Raw genomic sequence first — 16,221 nt, 5'->3', positions numbered from 1 at the left:
ATACTTCAAATCCAGTTTTGAGTGAACAAGATTTACTCAAATATAGATAACACCAAGTGTGGTGGCGATGGCGAGAAGGATACACCTGTAACCATGCCGAACACAGAAGTTAAGCTTCTTAGCGCCGATTGTAGTGAGGGGTTGCCCCTTGTGAGAGTAGGACGCCGCCACGCAAATGAAAACAGTTGAACGAAAGTTCAGCTGTTTTTTTGTCTGGATGCGAACAAATTTTCGGTTTTTGCTGAAAAAAAGCAATGGAAATGTTATGATAAATCATGTATAAACAAAAAATGTCAACAGATATCGATCTGTTTTAGTAAAGCGATACAGACAAACTTATATTTTATTATCTTGTATATAGGGAGGTAGTAGCTTAATGGTCAAATTTATTCATGCGGCAGATTTGCATATGGATCGTTCATTTGAAGGATTAGTGGAAATTGATGGAAAAGTTCAAAAGAAATTATTACGGGCTAATTTGACCGTACTTGAAAATATTGTGGAACAAGCAATCAAACATCAGGTTGATTTTGTTTTACTGGTAGGGGATAGCTTCCACCAGAATCGTCCTTCGCTAAAGATCCAAAAGCATTTTTCGGAACAAATCAAGCGCTTAGGAGAACACAATATCTCAGTTTTTTTAACATTTGGTAATCATGATTTTTATCAAAAAGAGAGATATTGGTTTGAATTCCCCGAGAATCTTTCTTTGTTTACTTCGGAAACTGTAGAGACACTGCAAATGACGACGGATGTTGGTGAAACGATCGCACTCAGTGGTTTTAGTTACACAAAACAATGGATCACTGAGGAAAAGGTACCTGAATTTCCCCAACGTTTTGCTGTCGACTATCATATTGGACTCTATCATGGTGAAATTGGGTCAACTCATGGGAATTATGCACCATTTCAAGCAAAGCAAATGGAAGCAAAAGGCTATGACTACTGGGCGTTAGGCCATATCCATGTGCCAACTAAATTAAATGAAAAAGGAACAATTCTTTATCCTGGTGCACCACAAGGACATACAAAAAAAGAAGAGTCAGCGACTTCAATAGTTCTAGTTGAACTTCAAGGAGCGTCTTGTCGAACAACACCTATAAAAGTAGCAGAGGTTTATTGGAAACGCCAGCAAATTTCTCTCAGAGAAGTGAAACAAACGACGGATGTATTGAAGAAAATCCAACAAGAATTAGTGGAACCCAATAAGATGACACTCGTTGAATTTGAGATCATTGATTATGAACACTTAGATCAGGAAGTGTTGGATCGTATTCATTCTGGAGAATTATTAGATTATTTGAAGGAAGAAACAAACAGGAAATTTTCGAATTTAGTTATTTGGCGTATATCTACTTTAGAAAGAGATAACAAGGTGAAAATTTCTTTGTCTGCTTCAACATTGATGTTTGAACAATTATTCGAAAATTACCAAACAAAAGAAGATTTTCAGCATATATTACAAGAAGCCTACACAAATCAAGAGGCAATCAAAGTGTTGGATCTGCTACCGGATTTTCAAGAATCTACGATAGAAAAGGCCCAAGAAATCATTCGGCAAGACTTTTTGTTTGAGGGGGGTACTGAATGAATATTTTAAAAATCGAAATAGCAGCTTTTGGAAAGTGGCGTCAACAAACCTTTGATTTTACCTCTGGCAATCAGTTGATTTACGGTGAAAATGAAGCGGGAAAGTCAACGATCTATCAATTCATCCAAGCCATCCTTTTTGGTTTTCCTTCTAAAGGAAAGAAAAAGAAAGACTACACACCGCGAGACGGTTCTGCATATGGTGGGAAATTATGGCTGAATCATCCCATACATGGAGAAATTTATGTGGAAAGATATAAACAACAGAATCGAGGCAAGTCGAAGGTCACATTCAATGGTCAAAGTGGAAGTGACGAACTCTTAGAAAAACTACTTTCACCTTTGACGAAAGAGTTATTCCAGCAGGTTTTTACATTTCAACAAGAACAACTGAGTGAACTTGCTCATTTAACAGAAAAAGAATTGCATGATGCGTTGATCTCATTAGGGATCACTGGAAGTTCTCATGTCTTTCAAAAAAGACAAGAATATTATCAATCAGCTGATAAGTTATTTAAAAGAAAAGGTCAAAAATTAGTGATTAATCAGCGACTAAATGAATGGAAACAACTACAAGAAAAGATTCATCAAAAGCAAGAGCAAGAGGCGATCTATAGTGAATGGATCATGGAGGAACAACGACTAGCGGAACAACAACAGCTCTTAGTACATGATATCGAACAAATCAATCAAAAACTTACGTTGTATCATCAACAAGAATTGAATTTCTCTTTATATGAAGAGTGGCAATCACTGAAAAAAAATATGCTAGCTGAAGTACCGGATGAATCATTAATACAAGATTTAGAAGTATTTACCAAACGTTATCAACAAATGAACGAACGCCTGGAAGAACTTGAGGCTTCGTTAGAGCGACATAGTGGGATGGATCAGCAGTCTGCACGTTATTATTTTTATTTAGAACAAGAACAAGAATTGAAAGCACTACAGCAAAAGCAATTTTCAACTGAACAATTAATGGATGAGTGGCAGAGACTGCAAGTAGAGACAAGGGAAACAGCGTCAGAATTAAAAATATTGGAACAACGTTGGCGCTGGGATCGATTGCAACGGCCACAGGAATTTATTGATGATCCAGAGTGGCGTTCTTTGTATACGCTGGTGCAACAATTAAATGATGAACACAGTCAGTTAGCGATTCGTTTTGATATTGTGAAGGAACAGCAACAAACACTAGAAGCAGAGATCAATGAATTAGAACTAGCCCACCCAACGCTGATCCAAACAAGGCCGATCCAAGATGTTCCAGAAAAACAATCTTTTTTCAAATTTTACATTGGTGCGTTAGTGTTAGCTGTAATTGGTTTGTTCTTACCTATGCCTGGAAAAATATTGGGGCCATTGCTTGCTTTGGGAGTGGTTGGCTATACGTTTACTCGTAGAACATCTAAGAACACTACAGACCAAAATTTGCCAGAAATCAAAGGGAAGTGGCAAGAGAAACTAGGGCAACTGGATATTGTATTGGCACAATTAGAAGAGATTACTCAAACAATCAATGAGAATAAACGAAAGCAACAAAAAATGGAACAATCAGTGGCTGATTTTGCCTATCATCACTCATTAGGAATAATGAACACGATTGAAACGATGAAAAATGAGGGCCAAGAAGTAACAGATTATCAAAAGCTTTATGCTGTTTTTCAAAAAAAACAACAACGAGAACGAGAGATACAGGAACAACTCTTACAGATAGAAGGGGAACTTGACCTAGCAAAAGAATGGTTACCGCTCCAGCATAAATCTCTCTCGGAAAAAATGGCTCTATTAACCACGTTCATCCAAGAAATGGAACAAATGAAATATGCTAGAAGTTATCAACAAAATACTTTGTTGAAGCAAGAAATCAACGCATTGAAAAAGAAACAAAAAATGTGGTTAGAAGAATACAAGGAACAATTTACTGAAGCAAAACTTTCTTACCCATCAGAAGTACCGATTTTTTTACAAAAGGCGGAGCAAACGAAGCAACAACAAGCACGTTTTGAAGAATTGGAGCATATTCTTTCCCCTATTTTTAAAACTGTCATTACTTATAGTCAGTTGCAGACTCAGATTGCTCGTGAATCCGAACGATTGCAAGAACTAAAGAGGGAAGAAAGTAGGAAAAGTGAGCAACGTCAACGCTTACAGTTGCAAATTGAGGGATTACAACAAGATGGGACATTAGATGAATTATATCAACAGGAAAGTCTACAAAAAGCTCAACTACAAACTTTATTTGAAGAGTGGGGCGGCTTAGTGATTGCTGGGACATTTTTAGGTGATCTTTCGACAGAATTAAGTGAACGGCAATTACCACAGTTACTCAAATTAGCTGGAGACTATCTAAGTATCCTAACTGATCGACAGTACCAAGAAATACAATTGAAAAACGATACATTGACATTAACAAATGGTACAGATGAGTTTCCAATTTATGAACTATCGACAGGGACAAAGGACCAGATGATCATGGCGATGCGTTTTGCATATCTTGCTTTGGAAGCGAAACGTTCGATCTGTCCAGTGATCATTGATGATGGCTGGCTACACTACGACCATAAGAGAAAATACCGTTTAGCTAAACTACTAGCTGAATTTAGCAAAACCTATCAAGTAATCTGCTTGTCTTCTGATCAAGAAATGGTAAGCTATTATCATGAGCTAGAACAATCTGTGAGAAAGTTAGAAGGTGCAAATAGTGAAAAAAATACGTGAATTAGTCGTTGATGAACAATTCGAACAATTCGTTTTGATCAAAAATGCAGATGTAAGAATCGCTAAGAACGGTAAGAAATTTATCGCTTTTACATTTCAAGATACATCAGGAACAATTGATGGCAAATATTGGGATGCATCAGAGGACGAGATCAAAAAATTTACGCCTGGAACAGTTGTTTTTTTAAATGGTAAACGCGAGGTCTATCAAGGGAATCCTCAAGTTAAAATCTTGCATATGCGTTTAACAAAAGTTGATGAACCGAGTGATCCAAGTTTGTACATGGAAAGAGCACCATTAAGAAAAGAAGAAATGGAAGAAGAAATCAACCAATTGCTATTTGAGATTACAAATGCACATTGGAATCGAATCGTGCGTTATTTACTCAATAAATACCAAAAACAATTTTTTGAATATCCAGCAGCAAAACGAAATCATCACGCATTTGCTAGTGGATTGGCTTATCATACAGTATCGATGTTACACTTAGGTAAAGCGATTGCTGATGAATACCCTGAATTGAATCGCCCACTACTTTATGCGGGGATTATCTTACATGATTTAGGAAAAGTGATCGAGTTGTCCGGCTCAATGGCAACAGAATACACATTAGCGGGTAATTTAGTAGGGCATTTAGTTTTAATTGACGAAGAAATCACAAAAGCTTGTTTAGCGTTGAAAATCAGTGAGGAAGAAGAAGATGTGCTGATCTTACGTCATATGGTTCTATCACATCATGGATTGTTAGAATATGGTTCGCCTGTTCGACCTCGAATCATGGAAGCTGAAGTCTTACACCAGATCGACACGATCGATGCTTCGATGCAAATGATGTCTACTGCAATTCGTCAAACAGAGCCAGGGAAATATACAGATCGAATATTTGGTCTTGATAATCGTAGTTTTTATGTACCAAAACAGAAATGATGGTAATTGTTCGATAGATAATGAAAGATACGTAACAATTTATTGATATCATCTCATTAGTTTTAAAGAGGTCGAGACAGAAGTATTTAGCCTCGATAAATAAGACGACATCCATGAAAGTTGTTTTTCACCTTTTGTGGATGTCGCTTTATTTCCGAAGAGAGGATTTTTGTTCCCGTCGTTTATTCGCTTTTAGGTGGTTCTAAAGGACTATTTCCCCAAACATTTTTTTATGAACCCAAAGAATTTTTTACTTTCCGTTAGCAGAGATGGATAATGAGAACTGATCGTATTCAAAAAAGTGGTTTAGGAAGACTTCTCTCTTCCTAAACCACTTTTTTTATATTTTCTCTAGCGTGTATTTTTAATGTCTAGAAGCGTATAGTGCTTATTCGTTTGTTGATTCAGTCGTGCTTTGCTCTGTTTCAGATGCTTCAGTAGAATCAGTTGATTTTGTTTCAGAACTCTTTGTTGCTGAGCTTTCTGTTGCTGAGTCTTCAGTTGAAGATGTACTTGTCGTAGCTGAAGTAAATGGTGTCAAGATGTTTTGGAATGCGTCATCTTTGATTTTTACATTCGCTTCTTTTAGTTCTTCACCGATTACTTTTGTTGTAAATTCGCTGTCATTTACTTTTGCTTGAGTCGCAATTTCTTCTAATTGATCTTTGAATTTATCCATGTCGTTTCCTTTATCTTGGTTTTTCACCATTTTAACGACATAGTATTCTGTTGCGTAAGTAGAAGGATTTGTTGCAGTGATCACATCTGAGATCTCACCGTCTTTAAGTTTGAAGGCAGCTTCTTTTACTTCAGATGGAACAGTTTGTGTTTCTGAGTCAAACTTGATATTACCACCATCGTCTTTAGTTGTATCTGTTGATTTTTCTTTCGCTAGTTCTTCGAAATCTTTGCCGTCATCAGCTGATTTCTTAACTTCTTTTGCTTCGTCTTCACTAGCAACTTTGATGATTTGTGCTTCTACTTCTGGATGGAATGTTTCCCACGTTTTCTTCAAGTCTTCATCTGTCAATTTCACATGAGATTCGATCCCAGCTTTAAAGACAAGCTTATTACGAAGGAATTCTTTATAGCTTTCTTCTGTAAATCCTGCAGATTCTAATTGTGTCTCGAAGCTGTCACCATAAGTTTCTTTTGTTTTATTATATTCAGCATCTACTTCTTTATCTGAAACTTTGTCATTGTATTTGCTATTGAATACATCATAGATCACCATTTGTTGAAGTAATTGTTGGTTAGCGGATTCAGATTTTGCTTTTTCATAAAAATCAGCGACGGTGATTGTGCCGCCTTTCATGGTTACGATATCCTTGTTTGTATCCCCGCCACCAGAACAAGCTGCTAGTGTTAGAATAGCTAACGCACTTGTCGCAGCTAAAATTATTTTTTTCTTTTTCATTTAAGTTTTGCACTCCTGTAATTTATTATTGGTTTTCACAAATATTACTATACCATATCTATTAGCGAATAAAAACGTTCTGACTGATAGTTTCAAACAAAATTCAAATTTTTGTCACATTCCATACATCTAGGTACATGAAAAAGACATATAGTTATCAAAAGTGCTTGATTTTTGATCATTATTGCACGTCTGTCAAGCTTTCAGGTAAATGTGCCGAAAGTTTTTCTACTTGTTCTTGGATTTGTGTAACTCGTGGTTCTGCTTGGAATTTGAAATTTTCAAGGTCTTTTTCGATTGATTCTTGAAAAGGTGGAATAATAGTTTCAGCTGTTTTTTTTGTTTCAGATAACGCGTGTTTAAAATTATTTAAACTGTTATTTAATTCGTTGGTTAATTCAGTTGCTTCATCTAATTCTGCAATCAATTTCTCTCTGGTCTCATTTCCACTACGTGGTGCAAATAATAATCCTGCTGCTGCACCGGTAACAGCACCGAATACTAATCCTTTTAGAAAATTTTTAACCATGAAACGTCACCTGCTCTTTGATTTTTTCTTGGATAGCAGTCATTTCTTCCGTTGTATAATCTGCTTGATGGTTTCCAAAGTGAATGGAGAAGTCATCTTGTTTACTATAACGCGGAATTAAATGGATATGGGAATGAAAAACGGTTTGATAGGCTAGTTCTCGATTATTATTGATAATATTTAAACCTTCCATTTCCGGGAATGCTTTTTCGATGGAACGAGCAATTTTTGGGATACGGGCAAAGACATCACTGGCTAATTCCTCGTTGTAATCAAAGATATCAGTTACGTGTTCTTTAGGAATGATCAATGTGTGTCCTTTAGTTGATTGAGAGATATCTAAGAACGCATAGATTTTCTCGTCTTCATAGATTTTATAGCTAGGGATTTCTTGATTGATGATTTTACAAAAAATACAATTGTCCATATAAAAACACCTTTCTTTTATTCAAGTTTCGTTACCTCAACTTTAACATAAGTTCATGAGAATGCACGTAAAAAATAATTGGACGTGATTTGCTTCGTGGTATAATGAAGACAATATATTAACGGAGGAAGAAATATGAGTTTAAAAATCGAACATGTTACAGGTGGCTATGGTCATTTACCTGTTTTGAAAGATATCAGTTTTAACGTACAACCTGGAGAAATGGTTGGGTTGATTGGTTTGAATGGAGCAGGAAAAAGTACAACGATCAAGCATATTATCGGTTTGCTTGAACCAACGAAAGGTAAAATTGAAATCAATCAGTTATCTCTTAAAAAGGATGTAGAAAATTATCGTAAACAAATTGGTTATATTCCAGAAACTCCTTCATTATATGAAGAACTTACTTTAAAAGAACACATTGAGGTAACGGCGATGGCTTATAACATTCCAATGGATATCGCGATGAAACGGGCAGAAAAATTGTTACACACGTTTCGTTTGTCTAATCGTTTAGAGTGGTTTCCAGCGAATTTTTCAAAAGGGATGAAACAAAAAGTCATGATTTTGTGTGCTTTTTTGATTGAGCCATCTTTGTATATCATCGACGAGCCTTTTTTGGGTCTTGATCCATTAGCCATCAATGCTTTGTTGGAATTAATGGTTGAGATGAAAAATGAGGGGTCTGGTATTTTGATGTCTACGCATATTTTAGCCACTGCTGAAAAATATTGTGACCGTTTTGTTGTTCTTCATGAAGGAGAAATCAGAGCAGATGGCACGTTAGCAGAGTTGCAAACTGCTTTTAGAATGCCGGAAGCATCCCTAGATGAAATCTACATCGCATTGACGAAGGAGCAAGGTTATGAATGATTTTTTTCAAAAAAGACTAGCAAAACATCATAAAAAAATGATGAAATATTTACGCTATGTATTCAACGACCATTTTGTACTAGTCTGTTTATTTTTGATTGGGGGTCTAGGCCTTTATTATTCTAACTGGCTAAAAACACTCGAGGCTCCTTTTTCGATTGGAGGTATCATCGTCTCATTGATTTGGATGATTTGCTTGATCGTTGGAAAAATCGCGACTTTTGCGGAGCCAGCAGATTTAGTTTTTCTTTTACCGAAAGAAAAAGAAATGAAAGGCTATTTGCAACGAGCTTTTCGTTATTCTTGTATTTTTCCTATGGTTTTTCTAGGATTAGTGTGTGGATTTGCGATGCCGTTAGTTGTGGTTTCAACGCAACAACCATTTTCGCTGTTTTTTGTTTATCTACTTATACTATGGAGTTTGAAGTCTAGTCATTTACAAGTGAAGCGAGCAGATTTTTATCGTATGGAAGAAACGCGTAAAAACTTGTTTAAGTATGGTTGGTGGGTCTCGTCATTTGGTATCTTACTCCTCTCTTTTTATGGGAATATTTGGTTGGGCTTGATTCTTTCATCTATTCAAGCTGGGATCTATTATGTGTTCTTATGGAAAAAAATGTCCGCTCATTTAGACTGGGAAAAAATGATCCAATTAGAAAAACAACGTTTGCACCAAATCTATCAGTTCATTAATTTGTTTACAGATGTGCCAGAGATCACCGCAAAAGTCAAAAGGCGCCGTTATCTTGATCCGGTGTTACAAGGAATCAAGAAAGAAACGAAAAACACGTATCTTTATTTATTTGCTCGTCGCTTTGCTAGAGGATCAGACTTTATTGGCTTGTACGTACGTTTAACAGTGATTGGCTCGATCATTATCGCCGGAATCAACGATCTATACTTTACTTTAGGCATTGGATCATTATTTCTATATTTGATTGGCTTTCAATTATTACCTTTATATAGTCAGTTTCGCTATATGATCTTGGTCCAATTGTATCCTATCCAAGAGAGTCAAAAAAGTGGAGCACTCCAACGTCTTTTGACTTGGTTATTGACTTTTGTTGCTGTTTTATTTGGAGTGATCGCTGCTGTTGTTCTGGATGGGAATGAAAGATGGCTACCTATCTTGGTCTATCTTGTTGTCAACGGACTCTTAATCAAATGGTACGTGCCATCTCGGATCAAGAAGATTGCGGAGTAGCATTTGAAAAGTAAGTGGCTTGACTAGAAAAAGGAATCTTCTTGGCTCGGAATTCAGAAGTAACGTTTGAAGTGAGCTGAGAACCCTCACTTTTTTATGAGAAATAAATAGGAATTCTTGTAGGAAAGTTCGAAATCACTTTATGTTTTTTCGAACTTTCCTCTTTTTTTCCATGGACAAAAAAGAGTGTGCTAAACCTTATGAATAAGAAGAAATCACTAGGGACTTTTTTTATTTTGATAAAAGTTGGTTTTTTAGAGGGTAAAACATAGAAAAAGAACGTATATGTGCTTGACGTTCAAGACTTGGGCGACTAGAATAATAGATACTGCAAACATATAGTAGAGGACGGGAGAATGCGCGATGGAGTTTCAGTTAGACCAAGAGTGGCGGTTACGCCCCATCAAAGGTGACACAGGAAAAACATACATAGGCATGCGTGATAAAGACAAAGTTTTTATCAAGAGGAACACAACGCCAATGCTCGCTGCACTCTCTCGTGAAGGCATTACGCCGAAATTAGTGTGGACTAAGCGAACAGGAGATGGCGATACCTTGACCGCACAAGAATGGCTGGAAGGTCGCTTGTTGACGCCTAGTGAGATTGGCCAAAGAAATGATGTCATTGATGTACTGTACCATCTACATCATTCGACGTCTTTAAAAACAATGCTTTCTCGAATTGGTGGGAGGGTATTGACACCCCAGAAAATGCTGCAATATTATGAACAAGATTTGCCTGATAGCCTAAAAAACAATCAATTTTTACAACTCGTTTATCGCTATTTGTGCCAACAAATTCCTTCGGTGGACAAGGAAAAACTAGCGGTCGTGCATGGAGATGTCAATCATCGGAATTGGTTAGTCTGTAAAAATTATTTATATTTAGTTGATTGGGATTCAATCATGTTCGCTGATCCAGCGGTAGATATTGCGACTATTTTAGGGAATTACGTGCCATTGTCTAGTTGGAATAAGTGGTTGATCAGCTACGGTATCCGACCAACAGATGAAATTTTAGAAAAATTACATTGGTATGCGGTGATGAACCTATTACAAGAAATCACACGCTACTGCAAACGTGAAGATTATCGACGAATGAATGAAGAGATTTTACAACTTAAACGAATTTTTAGTGGTTAAGCTCGGCTATTCAGTTGATTTTTTTATTTTTAGGGGTAATACCAATAGCAATTTATAATAAATTCAGTGAAATACAAGGAACAATCTTTTGTAGGAATAGAGAGGAAGAAAAAGATGCGTGTTCGCAACCGACCAAATGCAGCAGAGATGTTAGCTGCTCATCCAGAAATCGTCATCAACGAGCCAACAAAATGGCGCGGAAAATGGAAAGAATTATTTGGTAATGATCAACCAATCCATATTGAGATCGGCATGGGAAAAGGACAGTTTATTACTGGGATGGCCAAAGCTCATCCAGAAATCAATTATATCGGGATTGAAATGCAAGTAAGTGTCGTGTCCATTGCTTTAGACAAAGTATTGGAGGAACCATTACCTAATTTAAGATTATTGCACGTGGACGGTTCCGCTTTGACTGAGTACTTTTCAGAGAATGAGATCGATCAGATTTATTTGAATTTTTCAGATCCATGGCCTAAAAAGAGACATGAGAAACGACGATTGACGTATCGTACATTTTTAGCTGTCGATGAAGAGATCTTAAAACCAAATGGTGAAATTCATTTCAAAACAGATAATCAAGGATTATTTGAATATTCGTTGGCTAGTTTTTCACAATACGGAATGCGGTTAAAAAAAGTCTGGCTTGATCTACATCAAAGTGACTTTGAGGACAATATCATGACAGAATATGAAGAGAAGTTTTCTTCTCGAGGACAACGGATCTATCGTGTAGAAGCGCAGTTTGTGGACAAAACCGAATAGAAAAAAGAAGAGAGTAGGAACTGTAAGTTCTTGTCTCTTCTTTTTTGTTTTTTAGTCTTTTTGGTCACAGACGGGAATCAAGGCAAATTTTGAAAAAGAGAAGAGTCCCATATCGGTGATTTTCAATTCAGGAATAACTGATAATGTTAAAAATGAAAGTGTCAAGAAAGGATCGAATGCTTCACTTGCGCCTAACTGATGCGCTTGGTCAGTCAAGTTCAGTAATTGCTGATTAACTGTTTCATAAGATTCGAGTGACATCAAACCGCCAATAGGTAATGGTAAACAAGCTAATTCAGTTTGTTGATCTACAACAATCATCCCACCGCCTTTTTTGATTAATTGTTCAGCAGCGTAGCACATATCTTCATCATTTGTTCCTACAACGACGATATTATGTGAATCGTGAGCCACAGTAGTAGCTAAGGCACCCCTTTTTAGTTGGAACCCTTTGACAATTCCTAGACCAATATTTCCTGTAGCATGATGTCGTTCGATGACAGCAATCTTTAGTTGATCATCTGCCACTGAAGGAGTGAAAGAACCATTATCGACTTGAACTTGCTCCAATAAATCGTTTGTCAACAAACTATTTGGAATGATCTCGATGACATGAGCGGTTGTTGAATCTAAAGCCAATGTCAATGAGTTTGGATCAAATGGTGCAACTGCCATTTTGGGTAACGCGTCAATCGCTGGCTGATTTTTTATTTCTGTAAGATCAGGAGCCAACTGTCCATCTGCCACAACCGTTTCTCCTTGATGGAACACGGTATTGATCGGCAACTTGTTCAAGTCATCTGTTAAGAAAAAGTCTGCCTGATAGCCTGGCGCAACTGCCCCTAAATGTTGTAAACCAAAACATTCTGCCGCATTCAATGAAGCCATCTGGATGGCTTGTAGTGGATCCATTCCCGCCAAGATTGCTTGACGAACGATATGATCAATTGAACCCTCTGCTACAAGATCATCGATCAATTTATCATCGGTCACGAATAAACAGCGACGTGAATTGTCAGGTGTGATAGCAGGTAAGAGTGCCTGTAGATCTTTTGCGACGGTTCCTTCTCGAACCATCAAATACATTCCTAGCGCTAAACGCTCCTCCGCTTCTTGGGCGGTCGTTGCTTCGTGGTCTGTACGAATGCCAGCAGTTAAATAAACGTTTAAGTCGTCCCCGTTGATTCCTGCGGCGTGGCCATCGATTTTTTTGTTCTTTTGATGCATCAGCTGTAATTTATCGATAATCGTTTGCTCATTTGAAGCGACTGCCTGATAGTTCATTACTTCAGCTAGACCAAGTACTTCAGGATACTCAAGAAAAGGAGCAAGTGCTTTTGCATCTAAGACAGCGCCACTTGTTTCAAATGGTGTGACAGGCACACAAGAAGGTAGCATGATGAATATATTCATCGGCGTCTCTTTTGCATCTGCCAGCATAAATTCAAGGCCCAAATTTCCGGCGACATTTCCGATTTCGTGAGGATCAGTTACTACTGTCGTCACACCATGTAATAGAGAGATTTTCGCAAACTCTTTAGGTGCTAACAGAGAACTTTCGATATGCACATGACCATCGATCAGACCAGGAACTAAATACTGTCCTTTTGCATCATAGATCGTCGTACCTTCGTATTCCGCAATACCTACGATTCTTCCGTCGCAGACAGCGACATCACCCTCCATGATTGTTTTCGTAAAGACGTTGACAATTTTTGCATGTTTGATAACTAAATCAGCGGGTTGTTTTTTTCCTGCAACTGCAATGTGTTTGTTTAAGTGCGAATCCACTCTGAAACCTCCCCAAATAAATTTTTACTAGTATAACATAAATTCGGATTTAACCCATGATTTTCATTAAATTTTGTAAAAATAAACGATTCATCTTAAAAAGACGTATATTTTCTTGGAGGGCAGAGAAATGAAGATAAAAGATTTAGCTAATGAGATCATTTGTGGAGGAGCTAAAAATAAAGTGCAAGATATCTATATTTTGCCATATGTAGAAGATTTTAAGGTTTATTTTCGTAAAGGTAAAAAACGAACATTCCAAAAATCGCTCTCCCTTGAGATTGGCCAACAATTGATCGCTAGTTTTAAGTACCTAGGACAAATGGATATCGGTGAAAGAAGAAAAGCACAACTAGGCTCACTGACTTATTTAGTGGATCAACGAAAGATAAGGCTAAGACTCTCATCAGTAGGTGATTATTTACAAAGAGAGAGCTTGGTTATCCGGATACTCTATGCGTTGAGGGAGAAAAGTTTTCGCTGTTTTGTCCCCAAAGACTTGCAAGTTATTGAGCGGAGTACGAACAACCGTGGATTATTTTTGTTTAGTGGGCCGGTCGGCTCTGGTAAAACGTCATTGATGTATCACCTTGCTCGTAGGAATGAAGAACAAGTAATTACGATCGAAGACCCAGTAGAAATTGAGGAGCCATTGTTTTTACAGTTACAAGTCAATGAAAAAATTGACCAGACTTATGATCAGCTATTAAAACTAGCCTTACGTCATCGTCCTGATTTATTGATTGTCGGTGAAATCAGAGATAAAAAGACAGCAGATGCAGCAATTCGAGCAGCATTGACGGGCCATCGTGTATTTGCTACGGTCCATGCACGAGATCTCAAGGGAACCTTGGCAAGGATGAAGGAACTAACGAACAACGATGGATTTGACGAATGTTTGTCCGGCATTGTCTATCAAGAGTTGCTGCCTGATTTCAATGAACAACCAACGGCATTGTGGTCTTATTGTTTTTCTGACAATGAAATCGAAAGAAAAGAATGGAGAGCTAGCTATGAAGAGGCACAAAAAAATGTTTGGCAATCCTATCCATTTTAAACCTATGGATCATACGCAACAAGCTCGTTTTATCCAAACGATCGGTGAATTACTCTTGAATGGCTTTAGTTTACAGCAAGCGATTGATTTATTGGAATTGCTTCGACTGATACCACAAGTTTATGTCCATTTCGCCAAAAGAAATCTTCAAGCTGGCGAATCTTTTCATTTTGTTCTTCAGCAATTGGGGTTTAAGCAAGAGCAACTCGTACAGGTGGAACTGGCAGAAGTCCATGGAAATTTAGTCGAAACTTTAAAGGGCATCGCTGAACAATTTCGATTGATTGAACAATTTCGGAAAGAATTAAAAAAGGTCATCAGCTATCCACTGGTATTGCTGGTCTTTTTAGTCGGCATTTTAGTTAGTCTACGTGAGTTCGTCTTGCCTCAATTGATTCAGTCCGATATGGTCACCACGACACATTGGGGGATTCGACTGCTTCAATCAAGTCATTGGCTATTCTTAGGTGCCTTTGGTAGTAGTATTTTTTGTGGTTCAGTGATTTTTTTCCGCTTGAAAAAGTGGGAAGTTGTCAAAAGAAGTGAGTGGATCAGTAAGCAATGGATGATTGGAAAGATCTATCGTTCCTATCAATCAGCTTATCTAGCGTTAGAAATAGGCAAACTATTTTATGAAGGCCTCGACTTGAAACAAATTATTCGCTGTTTGAAAGAAACTAAAGAAGGAAGTTTGGTCCAGTCTTTAGCGTATCAATTAATGGAAGGGCTCGAACTAGGTATTCCTTTAGCGCAACAATTTGAGCAATACCGTTTTTTGACGACCGAGTTTAGTCAAATCGTACTACAAGGAGAAGCTAAAGGGAATTTAGGCAAAGAATTGTTGTTTTACAGTGATCTGACACGTAAAGAATTTTTTCAAAAGATCCATCGTTGGTTGCACTGGGTCCAACCAGTCCTTTTCTTAGGGATTGCTGTATTGATTTTACTGATTTATGCGGCTATCTTGTTGCCAGTATATGGAAATATTGAGGAGGTCCTAATATGAAGAATAGAAAAAGAATGGCTCGTCTAAAAGGTTTTACACTGATTGAAATGTTGATTGTCTTACTCGTCATTAGTGCGTTGGTTTTACTATTTATCCCAAATATTTCTCGTTATCGTGATCATGTCAATAAGGAAGGTCGTGAAGCAGTCATGCAACTGATTGATGCTCAAAGTGAACTTTACGCATTACAAAACGACGGGAAAATTCCAAGTATTGATGAGCTGTTACGAGAAGGATACATCAAACAGGAACATGCCGATGCGTATCGCAAGAACTAACAAATACCTCACCGAAGCTTACACTTTAGCAGAAACAATCATGGTCTTGATTGTCTCCCTTGCTTTTTTTATCTTTCCTGTTCTCTCATTCCATTCTTTAGAAAAAGAACAATCGATCCATCGTTTTTTTGATCAGTTGGAAAAAAGGATCGATCTCGTACAACAAAGTGCGATTATCCATCAACAAGCTACTCGTTTTTATTATGAACCAAAGCGCCATAGTCTTTTATTTGAGGTGCCTCCTTACTCATCAATGGAGTGGCAAGAGTTGCCGATCCCTGAAGCTTTGACCATCCAACGTCATGCACCGATTACTTATGCAGCGAAGACAGGGAACGAAAGCTCGTTGAAGGCATATGAATTTTATTGGCCAGAAAAGAAACAAAGAATCATTTACCAATTCCAACTAGGAGGTGGTCGTTATATCAAAAGAATCCAATCAAGCTAGCTTTGTATTGCTTGAATCGCTAACCGCGCTAATGATCACAGCCA

At 37.5% G+C, this 16,221-nt stretch carries 15 protein-coding genes and 1 rRNA gene; 12 read left to right on the top strand and 4 right to left on the bottom strand.

Going from position 1 to position 16,221, the window contains the following annotated elements:
- Window positions 1-57 precede the first annotated feature (57 nt).
- The 4 genes from rrf (at window position 58) to EM4838_RS12690 (ending at window position 5,239) form a co-directional block, all read left to right on the top strand.
- Window positions 58-173, top strand: a 5S ribosomal RNA gene (gene rrf, locus EM4838_RS12705).
- A 203-nt stretch (window positions 174-376) separates the two neighbouring features.
- Window positions 377-1,591, top strand: coding sequence for a metallophosphoesterase family protein (locus EM4838_RS12700; protein ID WP_071867702.1), 1,215 nt, complete (start codon window positions 377-379; stop codon window positions 1,589-1,591).
- A complete protein-coding gene (locus EM4838_RS12695; RefSeq protein ID WP_071867703.1) occupies window positions 1,588-4,311 on the top strand; it encodes an ATP-binding protein in 2,724 nt (907 codons plus the stop codon). Before EM4838_RS12700 ends, EM4838_RS12695 begins: the two co-directional genes overlap by 4 nt.
- Window positions 4,295-5,239: a 3'-5' exoribonuclease YhaM family protein gene (locus tag EM4838_RS12690; protein ID WP_071867704.1), complete on the top strand. Its 945-nt coding sequence runs from the start codon at window positions 4,295-4,297 to the stop codon at window positions 5,237-5,239. The genes EM4838_RS12695 and EM4838_RS12690 overlap by 17 nt, the downstream gene beginning before the upstream one ends.
- A 388-nt stretch (window positions 5,240-5,627) precedes the next feature.
- On the opposite strand, the gene EM4838_RS12685 is transcribed toward EM4838_RS12690, so the two are convergent.
- From EM4838_RS12685 to EM4838_RS12675, 3 genes are all read right to left on the bottom strand, one after another.
- Entirely contained in the window at window positions 5,628-6,656 is a 1,029-nt protein-coding gene (locus tag EM4838_RS12685) for a peptidylprolyl isomerase (RefSeq protein ID WP_071867705.1), read from the bottom strand.
- Between the two features lie 181 nt (window positions 6,657-6,837).
- Window positions 6,838-7,185 (bottom strand): YtxH domain-containing protein, encoded by a 348-nt coding sequence (locus EM4838_RS12680; protein WP_071867706.1) that lies wholly within the window; start codon window positions 7,183-7,185, stop codon window positions 6,838-6,840.
- Complete coding sequence (locus EM4838_RS12675; RefSeq protein ID WP_071867707.1) at window positions 7,178-7,612, bottom strand: HIT family protein; 435 nt, start codon at window positions 7,610-7,612, stop codon at window positions 7,178-7,180. The genes EM4838_RS12680 and EM4838_RS12675 overlap by 8 nt, the downstream gene beginning before the upstream one ends.
- Before the next feature lie 135 nt (window positions 7,613-7,747).
- Here EM4838_RS12675 and EM4838_RS12670 point away from each other — a divergent pair, with 135 nt between their 5' ends.
- The 4 genes from EM4838_RS12670 to trmB all read left to right on the top strand — a co-directional run bounded on the left by EM4838_RS12670 (window position 7,748) and on the right by trmB (window position 11,597).
- On the top strand, window positions 7,748-8,485 hold the full coding sequence (locus EM4838_RS12670; RefSeq protein WP_010734191.1) for an ABC transporter ATP-binding protein: 738 nt from the start codon (window positions 7,748-7,750) through the stop codon (window positions 8,483-8,485).
- Window positions 8,478-9,689, top strand: coding sequence for an ABC transporter permease (locus tag EM4838_RS12665; RefSeq protein WP_071867708.1), 1,212 nt, complete (start codon window positions 8,478-8,480; stop codon window positions 9,687-9,689). Before EM4838_RS12670 ends, EM4838_RS12665 begins: the two co-directional genes overlap by 8 nt.
- A 363-nt stretch (window positions 9,690-10,052) precedes the next feature.
- Entirely contained in the window at window positions 10,053-10,832 is a 780-nt protein-coding gene (locus EM4838_RS12660; RefSeq protein WP_071867709.1) for a phosphotransferase family protein, read from the top strand.
- 114 nt (window positions 10,833-10,946) lie between these two features.
- Window positions 10,947-11,597, top strand: a complete 651-nt coding sequence (trmB, locus tag EM4838_RS12655; RefSeq protein ID WP_071867710.1) for a tRNA (guanosine(46)-N7)-methyltransferase TrmB — start codon at window positions 10,947-10,949, stop codon at window positions 11,595-11,597.
- A 51-nt stretch (window positions 11,598-11,648) separates the two neighbouring features.
- Here the strand turns inward: trmB and ade are convergent, their stop codons facing one another.
- Entirely contained in the window at window positions 11,649-13,388 is a 1,740-nt protein-coding gene (gene ade, locus EM4838_RS12650; RefSeq protein WP_071867711.1) for an adenine deaminase, read from the bottom strand.
- Between the two features lie 130 nt (window positions 13,389-13,518).
- Between ade and comGA the strand changes: the two genes are divergently transcribed.
- The 4 genes from comGA to comGD are packed head-to-tail and all read left to right on the top strand — an operon-like array spanning window position 13,519 to window position 16,177.
- On the top strand, window positions 13,519-14,445 hold the full coding sequence (gene comGA, locus EM4838_RS12645) for a competence type IV pilus ATPase ComGA (protein WP_071867712.1): 927 nt from the start codon (window positions 13,519-13,521) through the stop codon (window positions 14,443-14,445).
- Window positions 14,402-15,451, top strand: a complete 1,050-nt coding sequence (gene comGB, locus EM4838_RS12640) for a competence type IV pilus assembly protein ComGB (protein ID WP_071867713.1) — start codon at window positions 14,402-14,404, stop codon at window positions 15,449-15,451. Before comGA ends, comGB begins: the two co-directional genes overlap by 44 nt.
- Window positions 15,448-15,729: a competence type IV pilus major pilin ComGC gene (gene comGC / locus EM4838_RS12635; RefSeq protein WP_010734198.1), complete on the top strand. Its 282-nt coding sequence runs from the start codon at window positions 15,448-15,450 to the stop codon at window positions 15,727-15,729. The genes comGB and comGC overlap by 4 nt, the downstream gene beginning before the upstream one ends.
- Window positions 15,710-16,177 carry a competence type IV pilus minor pilin ComGD gene (gene comGD, locus EM4838_RS12630; protein ID WP_081367463.1) on the top strand — a complete coding sequence of 156 codons (468 nt, stop codon included), beginning with the start codon at window positions 15,710-15,712 and terminating at the stop codon, window positions 16,175-16,177. The genes comGC and comGD overlap by 20 nt, the downstream gene beginning before the upstream one ends.
- Window positions 16,178-16,221 lie beyond the last annotated feature (44 nt).

The sequence above is a fragment of the Enterococcus mundtii genome (assembly GCF_002813755.1).
GTDB classification, from domain to species: domain Bacteria; phylum Bacillota; class Bacilli; order Lactobacillales; family Enterococcaceae; genus Enterococcus_B; species Enterococcus_B mundtii.
This window is presented reverse-complemented; position numbering and strand designations above follow the sequence as displayed.

Bases quoted from the DNA above. Each gene is read 5' to 3' on its own strand.
- EM4838_RS12700 (WP_071867702.1), top strand. From the start codon at position 377: ATGGTCAAATTTATTCATGCGGCAGATTTGCATATGGATCGTTCATTT.
- EM4838_RS12695 (WP_071867703.1), top strand. From the start codon at position 1,588: ATGAATATTTTAAAAATCGAAATAGCAGCTTTTGGAAAGTGGCGTCAA.
- EM4838_RS12685 (WP_071867705.1), bottom strand. From the start codon at position 6,656: ATGAAAAAGAAAAAAATAATTTTAGCTGCGACAAGTGCGTTAGCTATT.
- EM4838_RS12680 (WP_071867706.1), bottom strand. From the start codon at position 7,185: ATGGTTAAAAATTTTCTAAAAGGATTAGTATTCGGTGCTGTTACCGGT.
- EM4838_RS12675 (WP_071867707.1), bottom strand. From the start codon at position 7,612: ATGGACAATTGTATTTTTTGTAAAATCATCAATCAAGAAATCCCTAGC.
- EM4838_RS12670 (WP_010734191.1), top strand. From the start codon at position 7,748: ATGAGTTTAAAAATCGAACATGTTACAGGTGGCTATGGTCATTTACCT.
- EM4838_RS12665 (WP_071867708.1), top strand. From the start codon at position 8,478: ATGAATGATTTTTTTCAAAAAAGACTAGCAAAACATCATAAAAAAATG.
- EM4838_RS12660 (WP_071867709.1), top strand. From the start codon at position 10,053: ATGGAGTTTCAGTTAGACCAAGAGTGGCGGTTACGCCCCATCAAAGGT.
- trmB (WP_071867710.1), top strand. From the start codon at position 10,947: ATGCGTGTTCGCAACCGACCAAATGCAGCAGAGATGTTAGCTGCTCAT.
- comGA (WP_071867712.1), top strand. From the start codon at position 13,519: ATGAAGATAAAAGATTTAGCTAATGAGATCATTTGTGGAGGAGCTAAA.
- comGB (WP_071867713.1), top strand. From the start codon at position 14,402: ATGAAGAGGCACAAAAAAATGTTTGGCAATCCTATCCATTTTAAACCT.
- comGC (WP_010734198.1), top strand. From the start codon at position 15,448: ATGAAGAATAGAAAAAGAATGGCTCGTCTAAAAGGTTTTACACTGATT.
- comGD (WP_081367463.1), top strand. From the start codon at position 15,710: ATGCGTATCGCAAGAACTAACAAATACCTCACCGAAGCTTACACTTTA.